At 36.2% G+C, this 22,081-nt stretch carries 16 protein-coding genes; 6 read left to right on the forward strand and 10 right to left on the reverse strand.

Going from position 1 to position 22,081, the window contains the following annotated elements; genetic code table 11:
* Nucleotides 1–130: 130 nt before the first annotated feature.
* Entirely contained in the window at nt 131–1,903 is a 1,773-nt protein-coding gene (locus PXC01_RS10195) for an AMP-dependent synthetase/ligase (RefSeq protein WP_276472197.1), read from the reverse strand.
* A gap of 253 nt (nt 1,904–2,156) precedes the next feature.
* Here PXC01_RS10195 and PXC01_RS10200 point away from each other — a divergent pair, with 253 nt between their 5' ends.
* Nucleotides 2,157–4,754 (forward strand): T9SS type A sorting domain-containing protein, encoded by a 2,598-nt coding sequence (locus PXC01_RS10200; RefSeq protein WP_276472198.1) that lies wholly within the window; start codon nt 2,157–2,159, stop codon nt 4,752–4,754.
* Between the two features lie 78 nt (nt 4,755–4,832).
* Here PXC01_RS10200 and purL read toward each other — a convergent pair whose 3' ends face one another.
* A complete protein-coding gene (gene purL, locus PXC01_RS10205) occupies nt 4,833–8,552 on the reverse strand; it encodes a phosphoribosylformylglycinamidine synthase (RefSeq protein ID WP_276472199.1) in 3,720 nt (1,239 codons plus the stop codon).
* A gap of 273 nt (nt 8,553–8,825) precedes the next feature.
* Between purL and PXC01_RS10210 the strand changes: the two genes are divergently transcribed.
* Together PXC01_RS10210 and PXC01_RS10215 are read left to right on the forward strand one after the other, a co-directional pair.
* The gene (locus PXC01_RS10210; protein WP_276472200.1) at nt 8,826–9,308 is read left to right on the forward strand and encodes a winged helix-turn-helix transcriptional regulator; all 483 of its coding nucleotides are present in this window, start codon (nt 8,826–8,828) and stop codon (nt 9,306–9,308) included.
* A gap of 166 nt (nt 9,309–9,474) precedes the next feature.
* Nucleotides 9,475–11,067: a zinc-binding metallopeptidase family protein gene (locus PXC01_RS10215; RefSeq protein WP_276472201.1), complete on the forward strand. Its 1,593-nt coding sequence runs from the start codon at nt 9,475–9,477 to the stop codon at nt 11,065–11,067.
* A 79-nt stretch (nt 11,068–11,146) separates the two neighbouring features.
* On the opposite strand, the gene PXC01_RS10220 is transcribed toward PXC01_RS10215, so the two are convergent.
* On the reverse strand, nt 11,147–12,361 hold the full coding sequence (locus tag PXC01_RS10220) for an RsmB/NOP family class I SAM-dependent RNA methyltransferase (protein WP_276472202.1): 1,215 nt from the start codon (nt 12,359–12,361) through the stop codon (nt 11,147–11,149).
* Nucleotides 12,362–12,516: 155 nt separating this feature from the next.
* Between PXC01_RS10220 and PXC01_RS10225 the strand changes: the two genes are divergently transcribed.
* The gene (locus tag PXC01_RS10225; RefSeq protein WP_276472203.1) at nt 12,517–13,539 is read left to right on the forward strand and encodes a WD40/YVTN/BNR-like repeat-containing protein; all 1,023 of its coding nucleotides are present in this window, start codon (nt 12,517–12,519) and stop codon (nt 13,537–13,539) included.
* On the opposite strand, the gene PXC01_RS10230 is transcribed toward PXC01_RS10225, so the two are convergent.
* From PXC01_RS10230 to PXC01_RS10260, 7 genes are all read right to left on the reverse strand, one after another.
* The gene (locus PXC01_RS10230; RefSeq protein WP_276472204.1) at nt 13,540–13,977 is read right to left on the reverse strand and encodes a hypothetical protein; all 438 of its coding nucleotides are present in this window, start codon (nt 13,975–13,977) and stop codon (nt 13,540–13,542) included. It lies immediately after the preceding gene.
* Nucleotides 13,970–14,476, reverse strand: coding sequence for a hypothetical protein (locus tag PXC01_RS10235; RefSeq protein WP_276472205.1), 507 nt, complete (start codon nt 14,474–14,476; stop codon nt 13,970–13,972). Before PXC01_RS10235 ends, PXC01_RS10230 begins: the two co-directional genes overlap by 8 nt.
* Before the next feature lie 33 nt (nt 14,477–14,509).
* The gene (locus PXC01_RS10240; RefSeq protein ID WP_276472206.1) at nt 14,510–15,052 is read right to left on the reverse strand and encodes an RNA polymerase sigma factor; all 543 of its coding nucleotides are present in this window, start codon (nt 15,050–15,052) and stop codon (nt 14,510–14,512) included.
* A gap of 100 nt (nt 15,053–15,152) precedes the next feature.
* Nucleotides 15,153–16,979: an ABC transporter ATP-binding protein gene (locus tag PXC01_RS10245; RefSeq protein ID WP_276472207.1), complete on the reverse strand. Its 1,827-nt coding sequence runs from the start codon at nt 16,977–16,979 to the stop codon at nt 15,153–15,155.
* Nucleotides 16,979–18,688, reverse strand: coding sequence for a phospho-sugar mutase (locus PXC01_RS10250; protein ID WP_276472208.1), 1,710 nt, complete (start codon nt 18,686–18,688; stop codon nt 16,979–16,981). Before PXC01_RS10250 ends, PXC01_RS10245 begins: the two co-directional genes overlap by 1 nt.
* 40 nt (nt 18,689–18,728) lie before the next feature.
* The gene (locus tag PXC01_RS10255; protein WP_276472209.1) at nt 18,729–19,691 is read right to left on the reverse strand and encodes a glycosyltransferase family 2 protein; all 963 of its coding nucleotides are present in this window, start codon (nt 19,689–19,691) and stop codon (nt 18,729–18,731) included.
* Between the two features lie 46 nt (nt 19,692–19,737).
* On the reverse strand, nt 19,738–20,265 hold the full coding sequence (locus PXC01_RS10260) for a DUF4199 domain-containing protein (RefSeq protein ID WP_276472210.1): 528 nt from the start codon (nt 20,263–20,265) through the stop codon (nt 19,738–19,740).
* Between the two features lie 181 nt (nt 20,266–20,446).
* Between PXC01_RS10260 and PXC01_RS10265 the strand changes: the two genes are divergently transcribed.
* Nucleotides 20,447–20,716: a type B 50S ribosomal protein L31 gene (locus PXC01_RS10265; RefSeq protein WP_276472211.1), complete on the forward strand. Its 270-nt coding sequence runs from the start codon at nt 20,447–20,449 to the stop codon at nt 20,714–20,716.
* Nucleotides 20,717–20,860: 144 nt separating this feature from the next.
* On the forward strand, nt 20,861–22,036 hold the full coding sequence (locus tag PXC01_RS10270; protein ID WP_276472212.1) for a GlmU family protein: 1,176 nt from the start codon (nt 20,861–20,863) through the stop codon (nt 22,034–22,036).
* Nucleotides 22,037–22,081: the final 45 nt, after the last annotated feature.

A 22,081-nucleotide genomic window follows, 5' to 3' on the forward strand; every position in this document is an offset into this window, starting at 1 on the left:
TTTTGCCTTGTTTGGTTGCTTACTGCAACTATTATTTTATAAACGATGGATGGACCATTTTATAATCCATCCATCGTTTATATATAGTTATTGTATTAAGTATCTACGCTATTAAATGAAACTGAAGCTGTTAATGTTGGTAGATATCATTATATAGGTCAATATATTTTTCCTTTATAATTTTTCTTTTCAACTTCATGGTAGGGGTAAGGTGTCCGCCTTCCATACTCCAAGCATCTGGTGTAAGTCTAAACTGTTTCACTTTCTCCCATTTGGCAAATTTCTCATTTGCTTCATCAATTTCTTGTTGGTACCTATTTAAGACCTTTTCATTGGATATGAGACTGGCATTGTCAGATACCTTTATATGATGTATAGAAGCCCATTCTTTTAAAAACTCAAAGTCTGGTTGAATTAAAGCGGCAGGCATTTTTTCACCTTCACCGACCACCATAATCTGTTCAATAAATCTAGATTGCTTAAAACGATTTTCTAAAAGCTGTGGCGCTACATATTTACCACCAGAGGTTTTGAACATTTCCTTTTTACGATCGGTAATTTTTAAGAATCCTTCACTGTCAAGTTCACCAATATCTCCCGTTAAGAAATAACCGTCAACAATGACTTCTTTGGTTTTTTCTTCATCCTTATAATAGCCCATCATTACTTGTGGACCTTTAATACAAATTTCACCGTCAGATGCAATTTTGACTTCGGTCTGCCCAATAGGTTTTCCTACGGTACCAATTTTAAATCCGCCTTCGCGCATATCATTAACTGATATGACCGGAGAAGTTTCGGATAGTCCGTAGCCTTCCATAAGTCCAAATTCCGCAGCATTGAATATTCTTGATAATCGTGGTTGTAGCGCGGCACTACCAGAAGCTATTAAGCCAAGGTTGCCGCCTAAACCTTCTTTCCATTTACTGAAAATTAATTTTCTTGCTATAGATAATTTCTTTTCGTACCACCAACCATTTTGTCCGTAGGGCTCGTACGCTAATCCTATATCTACCGCCCAAAAGAATAATTTCTTTTTTATACCGGTTAGCTCTGTACCTTTGGCATATATTTTATCGTATACTTTTTCTAAAAGGCGTGGTACCGCTGTCATAACATGCGGACTGGTCTCTTTTAAGTTGTCACTTATTTTGTCAAGCGACTCTGCATAGTAGATAGATACGCCTCTATACTGATAAAGGTATATTAGCATACGCTCATACACATGGCATAGAGGTAAGAAACTTAATGCCTTAGTTTTACCATCTTCTATAGGAAAACGTTTAGAACTTTCAATAGCATTACTTACCAAATTATTATGTGATAGCATAACGCCTTTAGGTCTACCAGTAGTACCAGATGTGTAAATTAACGTTGCCAGATCGTTTGGTGAAACGGCGTTCATTAAACTTTCTACTTCTACTTGGTTAGATGTATCTGCACCTAATTCAAGGACTTTTTCCCAGTTATCACAGTTAGAAAGCTCATCAAATGAGTATACGTTTTCTAAACTCTTTACTTGGTCTTTAATTGCAGATACTTTTTCATATACTTCGTCACAGGAAACAAAACAGAATTTTGCTTCTGAATGATTTAGCACATAAGCATAATCCTCTTCTGATATTGTTGGGTAGATTGGGACGTTTTGTGCACCAAGTTGAAGAATGCCGATATCCATAATATTCCACTCCGTTCTATTGGTAAGTGATATTACGGCAATCTTGTCATTGGGTTTGACCCCAAGGCGTAAAAGCCCTCGACTAATTGTGTTTGCTTTATCTATATATTCTTGAGTAGATGTTTTAATCCACTCGCCATTTGTTTTTGACACCAATGCCGCTTTTAAGGCATGCTTTTCAAGCTGATAATATGGAAAGTCAAAAAGACGGGTAACTTTTTGCATACTTAATTTCTAATAAGAATTGCAAAATAGTGAAAGAACTCCATATTTTAAAATTGTATTGTTAAATAAATCAGCATCTCATTACAATATTCTTAATAAGAGCTCATTAGGGGGCATTCATCGATTTTTGCCATTTATCTACAATAAATTGTAATTGAACGTGTTATGTATACATCTCAAATATTTGTAAGAAATTTCCTTAAAAATTAATTTTAGATTTGAGAAAGAATAATTATCCCAAATTGTAGAAATAATGGAAAAAAACTACGTATCTATATTTTCTTTAAAGTTCATAACAATCATTGCCGGCATTATATTACCTTTTAGTATTAGTGCTCAATCAGAACCGTTCAATTGCGATTATAACGCATATTTATTTCAATATAATGATATTTATGCACTAGATCTTGCATCTGGTAGTTCCTATTTAGTTGCCGAAGATATTACTCCGGGCAACGTAAACGGAGTAGGGTATAATGCAACTGATGGTTATTTGTGGGGATACCTTTCTACCCCGTCTAGCACAATTGTGAGAATAGGCAAAGACTACACGGTTAATCAATTTACAATTCCAGAATTACCAAGCGGCAATAAGTATGTAGGTGATATTTCTCCTGATGGTATATATTACTTTAAGGCAGGAGGTTCTTCTTATTTTAAGGTCGATATCAATCCCGCTTCGCCAACTTATTTGGAATATTTAGGAGCGTTTGAATTAAGTCAAAGTTTAGGTATTGCGGACTGGGCTTTTAATGCCGCCGATGGTATGTTATATACGGTAGAGGGTGGAAGTAGAAAATTATACAAAATTGATCCAGGTACAGGTAAAGTCTACAATTTGGGTGAAGTACCTATTTTAGAGGGTTTAAGCTATACTTTTGGAGCGGTCTATTTTGATGTGGATGGCAACTTTTACATTTCTGCCAACCAAACAGGTTCTGTTTATAAAATTGAACAAGTACAGGATGTGGTTAGCGGAAATATGAAATCTAACATATTTGCATTTGGTCCTGCAGCTTCTAGTAATGATGGTGCACGTTGCCCAACGGCTCCCGTTCCACAAGAAGATTGCATGAACGGCATTGACGATGATGGTGACGGTCTTGTAGACTGTGATGACCCTTCTTGTTCAGGTGTAGCATCTTGCCCAGTAATAGTTACTACCTCTAGTGCCAGTAAAGGTGGTTTGGAAAGTAATGACAGGTTGGCAAATTTAATTAGTAAAAGAAATTTTAACAGAGCAAAATCCAACTATGTTTTTAATAAGGAAACAGCAAAGAAGGTGGTAAAGAATGCCTATTATGGATTAAGTTCTAAAACCGGCATAAATGAAATTCCTTTAAACAGTTTAGTACCCTTAGGTGTCGTTGGTGAAACTAGTACAATAGAATCTTCACCTACAGATTTACTTGATTTAACGAACGCCTCTGATATCTATTCGGTTGATTATTTGAACGGTACTGAAAATTTAGGATCCTTAATGGTCATTAAAACAGATAATGCGGTTTATGAACATAGTAAGTTTATTTGCGATCGTTTTCTTGGGGCGCAATTATTATCGGTGTCAAACATACAATTGAGAGAGAAAGATTTTATAAAGTCAATAATTAAACAACCGGACGGTAGTTTGGAATTTGCATTAACGTTTTCTGCAAGAGTAAATGCCGATGATAAATTTACGATAGAATCGCATTGGAATATTGACGCCTACGCCAGTGAGACATCATATTATAATTTTCAAATCTGGTCTAATTCCGTGGACGATTTATTGCTAATGGCAGATGAAATTTTAAACCTATTAGAGGTCAATGCGGAAATAACCCAATATAATGGGTCAACCCCGCCACCGGTATTTGTAAAGTCTGCAAGTTATAAGAATGGTGAAGTGTTGTTGAATATTGTAAATAAGAATAATTCCGAAAGTATAAACTTGGAAGGAGGGTTAAAACTTACCGAAACCAGCAATACCGAAGTATTGGGAGTTTCTGCGGATATAGATGGTTATCTAGATTCTGTTGCTCTTAAAACGGGTACTTTGTTCGATCTTGGTTTTAGAATAAGTGCTGGTTTGGGAACCACGCCAGATGACCTGTTCGTGGCAGATGCACCATGGGGGTTAGATGATTCGGCAGATGAGACTGTAGTAACGGACTATGAAGTTTTGCCTGCGGATGGACCTTATGTTGGTGATGGTTACCCTGTAGAAAGAAATATTAAATTAAAAGGTACTACCAGTACTTATATAGGTGCCTACCGTGCTTTGAGCCCAAGGTTTACTGCAGTAGATTTAAGTGATTATGGTAAAGTAAGTTTTGAGGCAAAAGGAACTGGTAATTTAGAAATACAATTGATAAAGGGTAATGGCGCTATCTATAAAACTACTGTAAACTTAGATAGTAAAATGGATGCGTATACATTGTCCGGTACTGATTTTAAAAATGATGCAGATGCAAGTACGGATTTTTCGGATTTAAAGGTAGTGTCGTTCAATCTTCTTGCAAATAATGGATATGCAGAAGAGAAGTCCATGGAGTTACAAAATATAGACTTTCATAATCGTGAGCCAGGTCAAAAATTTGTAGACTCAGATTTAAACAAGTCTGTGGTATATCCAAATCCTATGGTAGAAAGCTCTAGTCTATTCTTTTATGAAGAGAAGGCGGATACATATCAATTTGATATTTACACATTGAGCGGCAGATTAATAGGAAATCACCATATGGAAGGAGAAAGCATAGCCGGACAAAATGAGATAACGGTAAAAAGAAAAGATTTAGATCCAGGGTTATACCTTTATAAATTACAAAACTCAAATGAGAAGATATGGAGTGGACGGCTTTTGGTTAGATAATACGTTTTGGTTGTAAAAAAAGCTGTGTACCCCAGACATGGGAGTGCACAGCTTTTGCTTTTTATAATAAGAATAGGTTTATTTCTGTTTGTCTACCCATTTTTTTGCATTTTGAAATGCTTCTAACCATGGTGAAACTTCGTCATTTCTGTCTAATGGATAGTATGCCCAATTCCATGGAAAAATAGAACGTTCAATGTGCGGCATAGTTACCAAGTGTCTACCGGTTTTATCGCAAAGCATAGCAGTATTGAAATCACTACCATTAGGATTTGCCGGATAGCCTTCATAACCGTACTTGGCAACAATATCATATTTGTCTTCTGTTAGCGGTAACGCAAATTTACCTTCGCCATGAGATATCCAAACACCCAATTTACTGCCTTCTAAAGAGGAAAGCATAACAGAGTTATTTTTCTGTATTTCTACAGAGGTGAAATTGCTCTCGTGCTTATGAGAATCGTTATACGTCATTTTACCATGAGTCTCGTGCTCCGGGTTAATTAAATCTAACTCCATGAACAACTGGCAACCGTTACAAATACCTATGGATAGTGTATCCGGTCTTGCAAAGAAGTTTTTAATGACCGTGTTAGCCTTTTCGTTGTATTTAATAGCTCCTGCCCATCCTTTGGCACTTCCTAATACATCAGAGTTAGAGAAACCGCCAACGGCTCCTAGGAACTGAATATCCTCTAGGTTTTCACGACCAGAAATAAGGTCGGTCATATGAACATCTTTTACATCAAACCCTGCTAAATACATTGCATTTGCCATTTCACGCTCAGAGTTGCTTCCTTTTTCACGGAGAATGGCTGCTTTTGGTCTACTTTCACTAGCATTGAGGGCACGGTTAGGAAGGGTCAATACACTTGAAGTCGGAAAAGTATATTGTAACGGTTGTACTTTGTAATTTTCAAACCTGTCTTTTGCCAAACCGTTTGCAGTTTGCTGATTGTCCAATAAATATGAAGTTTTAAACCAAGTGTCACGCAAGGTTTCAACGTTAAGCCCCATTTCCATACCGTTATTTTTAACAGTAAGTGTAGCTTCACTGGTAACAGTTCCTATTTTCTTGACATCAATATTATTAGACCTTAATATAGCTTCTATGCTATCGTCTTTTGCTTGAAAAACAATACCTGCGTTTTCGGAAAACAGTACTTTAATGGTATCAGCCTCATCTAAGCCTGTAAGGTCAAGATTTGCTCCTAATTCAATATCGGCAAAACATAATTCTAAAAGTGTAGTAATTAATCCGCCAGAGGCAACATCATGTCCCGCTACTATTTTGCCATCTTTTATTAGTGATTGAATAGTATTGAAAACATTTTTAAAATATGAAGGATCGGTAATGGTCGGTGTTTCGCTACCAATGCTATTTCTAGTTTGGGCAAAAGATGAACCACCTAATTTAAAACTATCTTTAGATAAATTGATATAGTAGATTGCACCTGCATTTTTTTGTAAGACCGGCTCTACTACCTTGGTGATATCGTTACAGTTACCGGCCGCTGAAATTACTACCGTACCAGGAGATATAACATCACCATCTTTATATTTTTGTTTCATGGAAAGCGAATCCTTTCCTGTTGGTACATTGATACCAAGGTCGATAGCGAAATCAGAAACTGCTTGTACCGCTTTGTATAGCCGCGCATCTTCACCTTCGTTTTTGCAAGGCCACATCCAATTGGCAGAGAGTGATACAGAGGCCAAGCCATCTTTTAGCGGTGCCCAAACCAAGTTGGTCAAAGATTCCGCAATGCTGTTTTTGCTACCTGCAGCAGGGTCTATTAATGCGGAAATGGGGGAGTGCCCAATACTAGTGGCAATACCTTCCTTTCCTTTAAAGTCTAACGCCATTACTCCACAATTGTTCAATGGCAATTGTAATGGGCCTACACATTGCTGTTTTGCTACACGTCCTCCCACACAACGGTCTACTTTGTTGGTAAGCCAATCTTTACTGGCTACGGCTTCCAATTGAAGAACGGCATCCAAATAGTCATGGAAATACTCCAATGAATACTCCGCATTTTTATAATCACGTTTTACCGTATTGTCGGTCATTACTGTTTTTGGAGAACTACCGAACATGTCCGATAATTCTAAATCCATGGGCTTGGCACCGTTCGTTTTGGACTCAAAAGTAAATCGGTCATCACCGGTAACATCGCCCACTTCATACATAGGCGAACGCTCACGATCAGCAATACGTTTTAAAAGGTCAACATCTTTTTTACCGATTACAAGGCCCATACGTTCTTGGGATTCATTACCGATAATTTCTTTTGCGGATAGGGTGGGGTCACCAACGGGTAACTTGTCCAAATCTATTTTGCCACCTGTTTCCTCAACAAGTTCAGAAAGACAGTTAAGGTGTCCGCCGGCTCCGTGATCATGAATGGAAACAATGGTATTTTCATCACTCTCTACCATTCCTCTAATGGCATTGGCAGCTCTTTTTTGCATTTCTGGGTTAGAACGTTGCACGGCGTTCAATTCAATAGCGGAGCTGAATTCACCGGTATCTGCACTGGAAACAGCCGCACCGCCCATACCAATTCGGTAATTATCACCACCTAGAATAACAATTTTATTGCCGGTTTCCGGCGCCGCTTTAATGGCTTGATCTACTTTACCATAGCCAATACCGCCAGCTTGCATAATAACTTTATCATATCCTAATCTACGATTGTTGTCATTTGCAAAAGTTTCATTTTCAGATGATTCAAACGGAGTAGAGGCTTCATCATACTCAAAAGTAAGCACCGATCCGGAAATCAATGGTTGTCCAAATTTGTTTCCAAAATCAGATGCACCATTAGAAGCTTTTATGAGAATATCCATTGGAGTTTGGTATAACCAATCTCTCTCTTGCATACCTTGTTCCCAAGGTCTTTCTTTTTCTAAACGAGAATAAGCGGTCATATATACAGCGGTTCCGGCAAGCGGTAAAGAACCTTTGCCACCGGCTAAACGGTCTCTGATCTCTCCACCAGCACCCGTTGCGGCACCGTTAAAGGGTTCTACGGTAGTAGGAAAATTATGTGTTTCCGCCTTTATGGATATTACGGAATCAAATTCTTTCTCTAGGTAGAAATCTGGTTTATCGGCAGTTTTTGGAGCAAACTGCATCACCTTAGGTCCTTTTACAAAGGCAACATTGTCTTTATAGGCAGATACAATATCGTTAGGAAATTCTTGAGAGGTTTTCTTTATCAATTTAAATAATGAAGAAGGCATTTCTTCACCATCAATAACAAAAGTGCCATTAAAAATTTTATGTCTACAATGTTCAGAGTTTACTTGGCTAAACCCAAATACTTCAGAATCGGTAAGTTTTCTACCTAATTTTTTGCTCAGGTTCTCTAAATAATCAACTTCTTCATCATTAAGTGCCAAACCTTCTTGTTGATTGAAAGCAGCAATATCTTCAATATTTAAAATAGGTTGCGGTTCAACATGAACATCAAACACCTTTTGATCTAGAGTGCTGTATTTTTGAGAAATCATAGGGTCAAATCCTGTATATTTTTCCTCTACAGCATTAAATTCCTCAATTCTAATAATATCAGAAATGCCCATGTTTTGAGTAATTTCAGTGGCATTGGTACTCCAAGGAGTAATCATTGCGGCTCTAGGACCAACAAAAAAGGCGTCAAGAGACGCCGCATTTATTTTAGGTTGGTTGCCGAACAACCATATAAGTTTACTTATATCTTCAGATGAAAGTTCCTTAGCGGTCTGTACCGCAAAAACCTTTTTGCTAGGTTCCCCAAAAAAGTGAATCATTGTAGTGTGTCTGGTATTGATTTTTGAATTACAAAATTAAGACTTTACTACATACTATTTACGCTAATCTTAAACAGTTTTAAACAGTAATTGTTAATGAAATAAGTAAGATTTTGTTTTATCTTTATCACCCTTAAATATACTGTTGATTAAGTAAAACTTTAAAGTATGAAAATTAGACTATTGTCATTAATTAATCAATAGTGCGTTTATTGGACTTGAGTATATTAATTTTTTTTTGAAGTATTTTAGAGTTAGTAAAGGTTAGAACATATGGCAAAACACAAAAAGGAGACTCAAGCACTGGACTATAGTATGGAAATGATCGGTGGTAAGTGGAAACCAATTATTCTCTATCATGTAAATAAGGGTACGAATAGATTTAATAAGCTTTTTACGGAAATAGAAGGTATTAATCGCCAAATGTTGAGTAAGCAGTTAAAGTCCTTAGAGCGTTCAGGTATTTTAGATCGTACGTTGTACGGTGAAATTCCGCCACGTGTAGAATATACATTGACAGCATTAGGTAAATCGTTACTTCCTATTGTGGAGGTCATGACAAGTTGGGGGCAGAAGCAAATAACGGATGCTATAGTAATCTCTGAAGTTGTGGAAGTCGAAAAAATTCCAGAAATAAAAGAAATGCCTAAGGCACAACAAATTTTAGAAGTTAAAAAGGATGCTAAAATTAAAAAAGAGCCAGAAGTTGAAGAAGCTCCAAAAGTTCCTCAAAATCATCAGTTGCCACTTTTTTAGTAGTATTATATAATTCTGGAGTTTTCAATTATGGATTTTAGCGCCATGTAAAATTCATTTTGCTTTAAATTAGATTACCCAGGTTTTGAATTAGACAAAAATTGAATGATTATGCATGTGTAATCATCAATTTGTGTAACTTCTAGCAACTAATTCAAAAACCATCATGAAACAAAAAACTACGCTATTGGCAATCGCATGCTGTTTATTCTCCTTAAGCGCTACGTATGCACAGCAGAAAAAATCAAAAAAACAAATTGAAAAGTTAAAAACCGAAGTAGCGGCATTAGTTGATGACAACAAGAAGCTGGCACAGGTAATGGTCGATAAGATTTTTAGTTTTTCGGAACTAGGGTTTCAAGAAGTGGAATCTTCAAAATACTTAACAGGAATTTTAGCGGAAAATGGTTTTGAGATAGAGAATTCAATTTCGGGAATACCCACTGCTTGGTTTGCCAAATGGAGTAATGGAGAAGGGCCTACAATTGCCTTGGGTAGTGATGTGGATTGTATACCAAAAGCCTCACAATACCCAGGTGTTGCTTATCATAAGCCAATAGTTGAAGGGGCGCCAGGTCATGGGGAAGGTCATAATTCTGGTATTCCTTTAAATATAACATCTGCGCTAGCGGTTAAAAAAATTATGGAGCGCGAGAATATAGGCGGTACATTACTAGTTTGGCCAGGTATTGCGGAAGAACTTGTAGCTGCAAAAGCATGGTATGTAAGAGATGGTCGTTTTGACGATATAGATATGTGTATTTTTACCCATGTAGGTAATAATCTTGGTGTATCATATGGTCCAACTAGAGGTACGGGATTAATATCTGTAGAATATTCTTTTGATGGTGAGGCGGCACACTCCGCAGGGTCACCATGGAGGGGCAAGAGTGCCTTAGATGCTGCTGAATTAATGAATATTGCTTGGAATTACAAGAGAGAACATTTACATCCTTTAAAACGTTCACATTCTATATTTACAGATGCTGGCGACCAACCTAACGTGGTACCTTCAAAAGCGGCAGTATGGTTTTATTTTAGGGATATTAAGTATGAGGGGATTATGGAAATGTACGCTATGGCCAACGATATGGCTAAAGGTGCAGCGTTAATGACGGGAACTACAATGACTTCTAAGGTTTTGGGTACAGCTTGGCCAAGACATTACAATAAGGTAATTGCGGAAACCATGTATTCCAATATCAAAGAAGTAGGATTACCAGAATGGTCTGAAGCCGATCAGCAATTGGCAAAAGCAGTGCAGAAAGAAGTGAACTCTGAAAAAATAGAAGGTTTGCCCCTTGAGTTGGCTGAATTAGGGCTTCCGGTCTTAGAGCCAATAAGCGGTGGGTCAGATGATATAGGTGATATCTCTTGGAAAGTGCCAACGGTAACATTGAGGTACCCATCTAATATTCCAGGTTTACAAGGACATCATTGGAGTAATGCAATTACTATGGCAACTCCTATAGCGCATAAAGGAGTAGTGGCAGGGGCAAAAGTTGAGGCAATGACAATTATCGACTTTTTGTTGAAGCCCAATTTGTTGGAAGGTGCTTGGGATTATTTTAATAATGAACAGCAAAAAGAAACCAAATACCGGCCGATGATATCAGAAAGTGATATGCCGCCTATTTATTTAAATAAGGACAAGCAAGATCAGTTTCGATCAGAGCTGGAAAAATACTATTATGATGAAACTAAGTATGATACTTATTTAGAGCAATTAGGAATTGAATACCCAACGTTAAAAGATTAGGCGCTTAAATACTACTATCATCAAAAAAGCCTTTCAATTCTAAGAATTGAAAGGCTTTTTATTTTGTACATAACTAATATTATATACTCTTCTCTAATAGTGCCATATAAAATCCGTCATAGCCACTTTTAGAGGCATATATCTTTTTGTCTTTTACCAAAGTAAAATCTTTTCCTTCTTCAGACTTCAAGAAAGACTGCACTTGGTGACTGTTTTCTTGAGGAAGAATAGAACAAGTAGCATACACCATTTTTCCACCAGGTTTTACTATTTTACTATAGTTTCTAATGATTTCGTGTTGGGTTTTTACAATCTTATCAAGAAACTCCGGCTTCATTTTCCATTTAGAATCTGGGTTTCTTCTCAAAACTCCCAAACCGGTACAAGGTGCATCAATAAGAACTCTGTCAGCACTGCCATAAAGTTTTTTGTACACTTTGGTAGAGTCTATTTCACGAACTTCAATATTGTGTGCGCCATTTCTTCTAGCACGTCTTTTCAGTTCTTTCAATTTACTACCATAGATGTCCATGGAGATCAATTGACCTTTATTTTCCATTAATGCAGCTAAGTGTAGAGATTTTCCACCGGCACCGGCACATGTGTCAACAACGCGTTGCCCAGGTTCTACGTCTAAAAACTCGGCTACTAATTGAGATGAAGCATCTTGCACTTCAAACATTCCGTTTTTAAAAGCTTGGGTTACAAAAACATTTGCTCTTTCAACCAATTTTAACGCAGAGGCATAGCCTCTAATTGGTTCGGCAACAATATTTTCGTCCAATAATGCTTTGCGTAATTCTTCTTTATTGGTTTTTAAGGTATTGGTACGCAAAATTACTTCTGCGGGCTCATTAAGTTTTGCTAGCTCTTCTGTCCATAATTTTTCACCTAAAGCTTTTTCACATAATTCATCTATCCAATCTGGCACAGCTTCTCTAAACTTTCTAATTTGAGAAAGTTCGTCGAATTTACCTTTTATTCTTCGCTCAGGTGTTGGTTCTATCTGTTTCCAATCTGGTAGTTTAATACCTTTTAAAACTGCCCAAACTGCCCACATGCGAAATAGATCGGGTCTGCTAAAAGGAGCTTTTACCTCTGCTATTTCAGTATATAAACGTTTGTAACGTACCATTTCATAAGTAGTCTCGGCAATAAAGCCACGATCGCGAGAGCCCCATCGTTTATCGTATCGTAGTACTTTTTGAACGACCTTGTCTGCATATTCGTTTTCGTTAAAGATGAGATTGAGGGCGTCTATTACGGCAAATACCAAGTTTCTGTGTAATTTCATTAGAATAGCTATTGTTACTTTATCAGAAGGTTTAAAGCCGTCATAGTATTAATTATCGATCAAATAGGCTTTTGTCCTCCAAAAATTTATGGCTGCAAAGGTATTGTTTTAGAAGTGATTCCATTTATTTTTGATGAACTTTATACCAGAATACCATGCGTTATACCTTTCTTTTAATCGTTTTAATGATTTCATGTGCTAAAAGTGTTTCAAAAGCTCCTTTTCAATCTTTAGAAATTGAAACATTATATACAGATTCATTAAGTATTAGAGCGATAGAGTTGATGGATAATAATTTGGCTTTTGCTGCAAACAATGGCAATTATGGTACGGTTGAATTAACTACAGGGAAAGTTCGTGCCAATGTTGAAAAATACCATACAAGTATACCGGCTTTTAGGGCAGTAGCCCATACGAGTACCGATTTTTTTATGCTTTCTATAGAGTCGCCAGCATTATTGTATAAAACAGGGAATAACGGTCTAATGGAATTGGTCTATAAAGAGGAGGGAGAAGGTGTTTTTTATGATGCCATGACTTTTTTGAATGATAACGAAGGTATTGCAATAGGAGATTCTGTAGATGGTTGTTTAAGTATTATTATAACTTCAGATGGAGGAAGCACTTGGTCTAAGTTACCTTGTTCGCAATTACCAAAAGGAATAGAAGCTGAAGGTGCTTTTGCTGCAAGTAATACAAATATCAAGACTTTAGGAGATAAAATTTGGGTGGCGACCACATCCGGTAGAATTTTGTTTTCAATGGATAAAGGTAGGTCATGGAAAGTATATTCAACCCCTATAAAAAGTGAAGCGGCAACCGAAGGTATTTATTCCATTGATTTTTATGATGAAAACCTAGGTTTTGCCATTGGTGGTGATTATACCAAACCAGATAATAAAAATGCCAACAAAGCAATTACAAAAAATGGTGGAAAAACATGGGAATTAATTGCGGAAGGCAAAGAGCCGGGTTACAAAAGTTGTGTTCAGTTTGTTCCTGGTTCTAATGGTAAGGAAATGGTAGCCTTAGGTTTTACAGGTATTTCCTATTCTTCGGATATGGGTGCAAGTTGGAAAGAATTATCTAAAGAATCTTTCTATACAATTCGTTTTAAAAACGATTCCATTGCTTATGCTGCAGGTAAAAATCGTATTTCTAAACTAACGTTTAAGTAGTTATCTGCCACCTTTGTTTTGACGGTATTGCTTCATAAGTTGACGTTTAAATTCTTCTTCTGAGCGCAATAACAAAAGAGTTTTTTTTGCGGTTATAACTTTACTTACTTTTTTCAAAAAACTAGAATCCAAAGCCTCTTCTTCTTCTTCAATTTGAATATGTAATGCTAAAAGGTTTTCCGCTTCCTTTTCGGTAAGCGTATTTGAATCTTTTATTTTACCTCTAATCTGGTTATGACTTTTTTTGCGAAGCGCATTTCTTTTCTCTTGGTATTCGTTATAAACTGGCCAAAATTCTTGTGCTTCCTTAGAACTTAACGAAAGTTTTTCTGTAATAAAAGCAACTTTTAAACTGTTTATTTTTTCCCAATCTTGATTTCGCTGTCCAAAAGAAAGAGTGGTTACAAAAAGGAATATGATTATTATATATTTATTCATTGTCTACAATGTTTAATTCGTCAAAATCGCTCACATTTTCATTTAAGTATTCCAAAAGAATATCACCTTTTAATGGTGAGCTTAGGAAATCTGAGTATTCAGTATTTGTTACGGGCAATACTTCAGCAATTTCATAGGGGGTTAATTCAAAATCATTATTTTCAAAATAAGCTTCAATATCAGTGTTGGCCAAATCATTGAAACCCAATTCTTGATTATTGTTCCAATTATATCCTAAAGCTAGAATGGCAATTGCGGCAATAGAAGCTGCCACGGCAAAAAATTTCTTATATGGAACAAGAGGAACTACTTTTGTCTCATTCTCAAGCTTGTTCCGTAATCTTTTATTGAACGTTTCAAAATAATTATCGGGTACCTGAAATGCACTTTCTTCTGGAAAAGTACTTTCTGGTTGAGATAATTTATCCATCAATTTATCCTCAAAGCTATTAAAATAGCCTTTTGGAGTTTTAAACGGATTATTTTTGTTTTTGTTCATGATATAAGTTTGACAATCAATTGTATAAAAGGTTTAATCTTCTTTTAAATACTGTTCCAATTTTTTAACCGCTAAGTGATAAGATGCCTTTAATCCGCCAACGGAGGTGTCCAAAATTTCTGAAATTTCTTCATATTTTAATTCTTGAAAATACTTCATGTTAAATACCAATTTTTGCTTTTCAGGTAGCGTTGCAATAGCTTTTTGTAGTTGAAGCTGAATTTCGTCTCCTTCAAAGTATACATCAGCTTCTAAGTTGGCTACCAATTTATCTTGATAATCGGTATCTGATACACCCTGTGTTTTTGCACGTTGTTTTATAAAGTTCAAGGCTTCATTAGTTGCAATTCTGTACATCCAGGAAAAGAGTTTGCTATCACCTTTAAATCCGTCTATATTTTTATATACTTTAATAAAGGTGTTTTGTAGAACATCATCAGCATCATCATGATTTAAAACAATACTACGTATTTGCCAGTACAAGCGTTCTTTATAGGTATTTACCAATACCTCAAAAGCCTGGGCTTGCCTACTCTTTGTTTGTAAGTCTATAACTAATGTTTCCTCTTCGATCACCAAAAAAATGAGGTTTGTTTATTATTAGACCTTGAAGTTGATAAAAGGTTTAATGTAATTCTTTTTTTAACCTAATTTAAGGTAAAACATGTAAGTGTAATTAAGCCAACGATTGCATCTCAACCAGCTTTCTATATGTGCCATTTAATTCTAAAAGTTCAGCATGCGTACCTTGCTCAACTATTTCTCCTTTCTGAAGTACAACAATGGTATCTGCATTCTGAATGGTTGACAGCCTGTGAGCAATAACAATAGAAGTTCTGTTCTTCATCATCTTTTCAAGCGCATCTTGCACCAGACGTTCGCTTTCAGTATCTAGGGCAGAGGTAGCTTCGTCCAATATCATAATAGGAGGATTCTTAAGAACCGCTCTAGAAATGGACAAACGTTGTTTTTGTCCGCCACTTAATTTATTGCCGCTGTCCCCAATATTAGTGTCGTAACCCTTTGGGAGATCCATTATAAAATCATGTGCATTGGCAATTTTTGCGGCAGCTATAATTTCTTCGTCAGTAGCATTTTCTTTACCTAGACCAATGTTGTTTTTAACTGTATCATTAAATAGGATAGAGTCTTGTGTAACCAGTCCCAATAGACCTCGGAGCGATTTTTTGCTTAGGTTTTTTATATTGTTTCCGTCAATGCTGATTTCGCCTTCATTGACATCGTAAAATCTAGTTACAAGATTTGCGATAGTACTTTTTCCACTTCCGGACTGACCAACTAAAGCTACTGTTTTTCCTTTTTCAACGGTTAGGTTGAAGTTTTTAAGCACATATTCATCTTCATATTTAAAGGAAATATTATCAATTTTAACGGTCTTGGTGAAAGTGTCCTGTAGAATGGGGTTGTCTATTTCGGAAATAGGGTTCTCCGTTTCTAATACTTCTAAAACACGTTCCGCAGCTGCATTTCCTTTTTTAACGCTATAGGAAGCTTTGCTAATAGCTTTGGCAGGAGTCAGTATTTGATAAGACAAGGTCATGTAAGTGATGAATAAACTGCCTTCAAGCGTTTTATCTACAAGAACCATTTGACCGCCGTACCATAGAATTACACCTATAGCGGCAATACCAAAAAATTCACTTGTAGGTGAAGCCAGGTTTTGTCTGTTAAGCAAGTTATTTGAAAAATTGAAAAATCTTTTAGTGGATGCTTGAAATTTTTTGCCAAAAACAGACTCGGCATTAAATGCTTTAATAGCCCGTAATCCACCCAAGGTTTCTTCTAGAATGGATAAGAAATAGCCTTGTTCTTGTTGAACCTTGTCAGATTTACGTTTTAATGATTTTCCGATCAAGGAAATTAAAAATCCTGAAAGAGGAAGAAATAGAAATACGAACAGCGTTAGTTTAGGGCTAATTGCCAGCATCGCTATTATAGTAAATACAATTGTCAAAGGTTCTCTGACAATCAGTTCCAAAATGGATAAAAATGAATGTTGAATTTCAAGTACATCTGAAGTAATACGGGCAATGGTATCGCCTTTTCTTTTTTCGGAATAATAGGATATAGGTAGTTCTACAGTTTTGTCATACAGTTCATTACGTAAATCTTTAAGTACCCCATTACGTAAAAACGTAATAAAATACATGGCCAAATAATTAAAAAGGTTCTTTAAAAGAAACATGGTGATAATTAACCCAACCATAAGCATGAGTATTTCACCTGAATCTTTGTGTTGGCCTTGTTCCGTTATGAAAAAGTTTAAAGAATCAGTTACGTAGTCCTCTATATTGGAAAAGCCATTCCATTTCGGCTTTGTGTAAACTTTTTTTGTTTTGTCAAATAACACCGTCAACATTGGAAATAATGAAATCATTGCCAATGTTGAAAACAGTGCATAAAAGATGTTAGATATAATGTTTAAAATTGCATATATCTTGTAAGGCTTCGCAAAGCGAAGAATCTTTTTAAAATAGTTCATTAAGCTAAATTAAGCTCAGCAAGAATGCTTTTGACTTTATTGTCAAGTTCTGCTGCCACTTTTTTATAATCTTCGGTTTTTTCCAATTTTGTATTGGTACTAATGTAAAATTTCACTTTAGGTTCCGTTCCACTTGGTCTAGCGGCAATTCTTGTGCCATCTTCGGTTTCGTATATTAAAACGTTGGATTTTGGAATATCAATAGTTTTTTCTTCACCTGTCAGTACATTTTTGGCAGTTGAAGTATTGTAATCCTCAATCCATTTCACCTTAGACCCAGCAACAGATTCTACCGGATTTTCCTTAAAATCTTTTAACATTTGCTTAATTTCTTCTGCGCCACTAATACCTTTTTTGGTAATAGAAACTAAGTGCTCCTTATAGAAACCATAATCAACATAACATTGTATAAGGTCTTTGTAGAAAGAACTGCCATTAGCTTTTGCTTGACTGGCAATTTCGCAAGCCAATAGGGTAGAGGTAACCGCATCTTTATCACGAACAAAATCACCTACCATGTAACCAAAGCTTTCTTCGCCACCACCAATAAAGTCAGATTCAGGGAAGTCCTTGATCATTTTGCCGATCCATTTAAATCCGGTCAAAGAAGTTTTGAATTCTACACCGTAAGCTTTTGCCATGGCTTCCATCATTGGGGTAGAAACTATAGTTGTGGCAATAAATTCATTGCCCTTGAATCCTTTCTCTTTTCTCTTCTCCAAAAGAAATTTTGTCATAAGTACCATGGCCTGGTTACCGTTAACAATTTCCATTTCGCCATCAAGGTTACGCACGGCAATACCTAAACGATCACTATCCGGATCGGTACCTACAACCATATCCGCACCAATTTCCTCGGCTTTTTTAACGGCCATTGAAAGCGCTTCTGATTCTTCTGGGTTTGGAGATTTAACTGTTGGGAAATTTCCGTCTGGTTTCGCTTGTTCCTCTATAATTGTTACATTTTCATACCCACCTCTTTTCAAAACTTCTGGTATAGCGGTAATTGATGTGCCGTGTAACGATGTAAAAACAATTTTAAAATCATCTTTGCCGGCAGCATTAAAATTACCTGCAGCAACAGATTGCGAAATAAAAGCTTCATCAACTTCTTTGTCAATTACCTCAATAAGGCTGTCATTAGGAGTAAATTTGATATCCTCAAAACCAAGCGAGTTTATTTCAGAAATAATTTCACCATCCTGTGGTGGTACTATCTGTCCACCATCGGTCCAATACACTTTATAGCCGTTATATTCAGGTGGGTTGTGCGATGCCGTTAACACTATCCCTGCATGACAGTTTAAATGTCTTACTGCGAATGAAAGTTCTGGCGTGGTACGTAATTCAGAAAACAAGAATACTTTAATGCCGTTGGCAGAAAGAACTTCGGCTACAGTTCTAGCAAGGGTGTCACTATTATGACGGCAATCAAAAGCGATTACTACTTTAATTTCCTCGCCTTTGTATATTTTATTTAAATAGTTGCTAAGGCCTTGTGTGCTTTTGCCCAACGTATATTTGTTTATACGATTGGTACCAACGCCCATTACGCCCCTCATACCACCAGTACCGAATTCCATATTTTTATAGAAACGGTCGTTCAATTCTTCTTTATCGTTGGCAATTAGATGTTCAATTTCTTTTTTGACAGCTGGATCGAAAAAATCGGTAAGCCAGGTTTTGGCAGTATCTAGGATGTTATCCATATTATTTAAGGTTTTATGTGCATTTAAATTAGTAAGAATTTTACTTTTCTAAAAGTGCTATGTTTATTTCTTTTGAAACTATATATCTTTTTTCTTCTTTTTTAGAACGTATCATTATTTCTCCTAAAAATCCGGCTAAGAACAACTGTGTTCCTATGACCATGGCTATAAGTGAAATATAAAATTGCGGACGATCAGTAATCAATCTTCCAAACTTGTTGATGAATAATTTGTCAATGCCCAAATAGATAGCAAACCCAAATCCGATCAAAAACATTAAAACGCCCAGTGCGCCAAATAAGTGCATGGGTCGCTTACCAAATCTAGATACGAACCAAATGGTCAATAAATCTAAAAATCCATTAATGAAACGTTCCATTCCGAATTTTGTTTTACCATATTTGCGAGCTTGGTGTTTTACGACCTTTTCTCCAATTTTTGAAAAGCCGGCATTTTTTGCAAGAACAGGAATGTATCTGTGCATTTCGCCAGATACTTCAATATTCTTGACAACCTCTTTTGCATAAGCTTTCAACCCGCAATTAAAGTCATTTAGTTGAACTCCAGATGTACGTCTTGCAGCCCAATTGAACAGTTTTGAAGGTGTATTTTTAAAGATGATGGAATCGTACCTTTTCTTTTTCCAACCAGATACCAATTCGTATCCTTCATTGATGATCATGTTGTATAACTCTGGAATTTCTTCTGGGTTGTCTTGTAAATCCGCATCCATGGTAATGATGACATCACCGCTAACGGCTTTAAAACCTGCATGAAGAGCTTGTGATTTGCCGTAATTGCGTAAAAAGTGTATTCCCTTAACCGAAGGATTAAGAACGGATAATTCAGAAATTATATTCCAAGAATTATCTGTACTACCATCATCTACAAAAAGTATTTCATAAGATAAATGATTGGATTGCATTACGGATACAATCCAATCATGAAGTTCTTTAAGTGATTCTTCTTCGTTAAGTAACGGAATTACTATTGATAATTGCATGCGCGACTTCTGGTATTCTCTCCAAAAATACTACAATTACTTAGTATTAATAAGCAGCTTCTTCTTTTTTCAATATTAAGCCACCCAAAAGGGAAATTATGAGGCCAAAAAATAAAGCGCTGATCAAACCAATTGCAGCACTTAAAAATGGACCGGAAAAGTTTTCCATCATTTTAACGGCTGCGTCAATTTCATCTTGGGTCATGCCAGGGTTTTGGGAAATCATTTCGGCTTTTTGAGCAGCCATCATATTGGTCATAAAATCAGGTTCAATAATATTGATAAAAATCATTTGATAAATGATTCCTATAATTGCTCCAATTAAAGCAATACCTATCCCTACTTTTATGGCTTCACTTATTGTTAGTAAATTGTTGTTAGCCTCTCTAAACTTGTAAATGCCAAAAACAATTACCCCTATCATTATACTTATATTTACGGCGAATAGGGCAAGACTTTGTTCGTATTGTAAGCCGGCTATATATAGCATTACGGCAAAGGTGATGGTAAGTATACCTAATACTAAGCCGTAAACTCTAGCGAATTTTCCTGTTTTTGGTTGATTTTCTTCCATGATATAAAGTGATTATAGGTTGTTTTGTATATTAGTATGGTGTAGATATGTAATGTTACAAAAGTGATGAAATTTATTTTTAATATTTTTTTGATTTTGTAATAGAACGTTAGTGGATTTTCACTATTTTTGCAGCCTTAAAATGAGTGCCCGTCGGAATGGGTGCGTTAAAGTTTTTAAAATGAAAAAAGATATACACCCAGAAAATTATAGAATCGTGGCCTTTAAGGACATGTCTAACGAAGAGGTATTTTTAACGAAATCTACTGCAGATACTAAAGAAACATTAGAAGTTGATGGTGTTGAGTATCCATTGGTAAAATTGGAGATTTCAAGAACTTCTCACCCATTTTACACAGGTAAAGCTAAATTCTTGGATACCGCAGGTCGTATCGACAAGTTCAAGAACAAGTACAAGAAGTTTGCTAAAGAAGAGAAAAAAGAGGAATAGTATTTATATTATTTCCATTACATATAACGCCTTCGAAATTTTCGAAGGCGTTTCTTTTGCATTTAACTTTAAAATAATGGAAGTTGTCCATAATCTATTATTGCTCTAGGGATATTTGTTAATTTTGAAAAAAAATCATCTTGTATGAACTTTATTCTTTTTGATGGTCCTCGTAGGAATCATCTTTTACCCTTTACATTTACACGGCCCGTTTCTGAAATTCGTGTAGGGATAATGACATTGAAAGAACGATGGGAGGCTTACCTGAAAGCTTCCGTAACTTCTTTGACAGAAGCATATTTAAGCGTTAAGTATCCTGTAATATTAGAAGATAACAATGTATTTATAGATGCTTCTATATTGCCTTCAAAGTATTTGATAACTATTGTTGGCTCATTAAAGGCCGGTGAAGTGATTAAATTGGGTGAAGTGGTAATTGCCTATTGTAGCTCTTCGGTAAAAACTATTGAAGAATTACAGGATTTTAAGAAAATTGATTTCAATGAAGATATAGTTCAGATCAATAGCACTTGGGATATTTTTGATAAAAATGCGGATATTTTACAGTCCGATTTTGACTTCATCACAGAAGGACGAAAAAGTCAACCAATTTCAGATACCAATAGAGTAATACATCCGGAGCGAATATTTCTTGAAGAAGGAGCAAGGGTAGAGTTCAGTATTTTAAATGCTACCGACGGACCAATATATTTAGGCAAGAACTCTGAAATTTGGGAAGGTAGTCTTGTACGTGGTGCATTGGCGTTGTGTGATAATGCTATTATAAAAATGGGAGGTAAGCTCTATGGTGCAACAACTATAGGTCCTTTCAGTAAAGTTTGTGGTGAAGTCAGTAACTCCGTAATATTTGGGTACTCTAGTAAAGGGCATGAAGGGTATTTAGGTAATGCCGTATTAGGAGAGTGGTGTAATATTGGCGCAGATTCCAATAACTCTAATCTAAAGAACAATTATGCCAAGGTGCGTTTATGGGACTATGCAACGGAGCGTTTTGAGCAAACGGGTCTACAGTTTTGCGGACTTATGATGGGTGATCATAGTAAAACGGCCATTAATACCATGTTTAATACCGGTACGGTAATTGGTGTGAATTCTAATATCTATGTTCCAGGTTTTCCTAGAAATTTTGTCCCTAGTTTTAGTTGGGGCGGTGCATCTGGGTTTACAACATATCAACCGGCAAAAGCATTTGACGCTGCAAAGGTAATGATGGCGAGAAGAGGAGTGGAGTTTAATGAGGTTGAAGCTGATATTCTGACCCATGTATTTGAATTGACAAAAAAGTGGAGAAAGTATTAATCAGTTGAGGCTGAATTTCAGTTAATTAGAATTTTATGGCAGAGT

This window comes from Maribacter huludaoensis, from assembly GCF_029350945.1.
In the GTDB taxonomy this organism is placed as follows: domain Bacteria; phylum Bacteroidota; class Bacteroidia; order Flavobacteriales; family Flavobacteriaceae; genus Maribacter; species Maribacter huludaoensis.

Bases quoted from the DNA above. Each gene is read 5' to 3' on its own strand.
- PXC01_RS10210 (WP_276472200.1), top strand. From the start codon at position 8,826: ATGGCAAAACACAAAAAGGAGACTCAAGCACTGGACTATAGTATGGAA.
- PXC01_RS10215 (WP_276472201.1), top strand. From the start codon at position 9,475: ATGAAACAAAAAACTACGCTATTGGCAATCGCATGCTGTTTATTCTCC.
- PXC01_RS10195 (WP_276472197.1), bottom strand. From the start codon at position 1,903: ATGCAAAAAGTTACCCGTCTTTTTGACTTTCCATATTATCAGCTTGAA.
- PXC01_RS10250 (WP_276472208.1), bottom strand. From the start codon at position 18,688: ATGGATAACATCCTAGATACTGCCAAAACCTGGCTTACCGATTTTTTC.
- PXC01_RS10265 (WP_276472211.1), top strand. From the start codon at position 20,447: ATGAAAAAAGATATACACCCAGAAAATTATAGAATCGTGGCCTTTAAG.
- PXC01_RS10230 (WP_276472204.1), bottom strand. From the start codon at position 13,977: ATGAATAAATATATAATAATCATATTCCTTTTTGTAACCACTCTTTCT.
- PXC01_RS10270 (WP_276472212.1), top strand. From the start codon at position 20,861: ATGAACTTTATTCTTTTTGATGGTCCTCGTAGGAATCATCTTTTACCC.
- PXC01_RS10260 (WP_276472210.1), bottom strand. From the start codon at position 20,265: ATGGAAGAAAATCAACCAAAAACAGGAAAATTCGCTAGAGTTTACGGC.
- PXC01_RS10225 (WP_276472203.1), top strand. From the start codon at position 12,517: ATGCGTTATACCTTTCTTTTAATCGTTTTAATGATTTCATGTGCTAAA.
- PXC01_RS10255 (WP_276472209.1), bottom strand. From the start codon at position 19,691: ATGCAATTATCAATAGTAATTCCGTTACTTAACGAAGAAGAATCACTT.
- purL (WP_276472199.1), bottom strand. From the start codon at position 8,552: ATGATTCACTTTTTTGGGGAACCTAGCAAAAAGGTTTTTGCGGTACAG.
- PXC01_RS10200 (WP_276472198.1), top strand. From the start codon at position 2,157: ATGGAAAAAAACTACGTATCTATATTTTCTTTAAAGTTCATAACAATC.
- PXC01_RS10245 (WP_276472207.1), bottom strand. From the start codon at position 16,979: ATGAACTATTTTAAAAAGATTCTTCGCTTTGCGAAGCCTTACAAGATA.
- PXC01_RS10220 (WP_276472202.1), bottom strand. From the start codon at position 12,361: ATGAAATTACACAGAAACTTGGTATTTGCCGTAATAGACGCCCTCAAT.
- PXC01_RS10235 (WP_276472205.1), bottom strand. From the start codon at position 14,476: ATGAACAAAAACAAAAATAATCCGTTTAAAACTCCAAAAGGCTATTTT.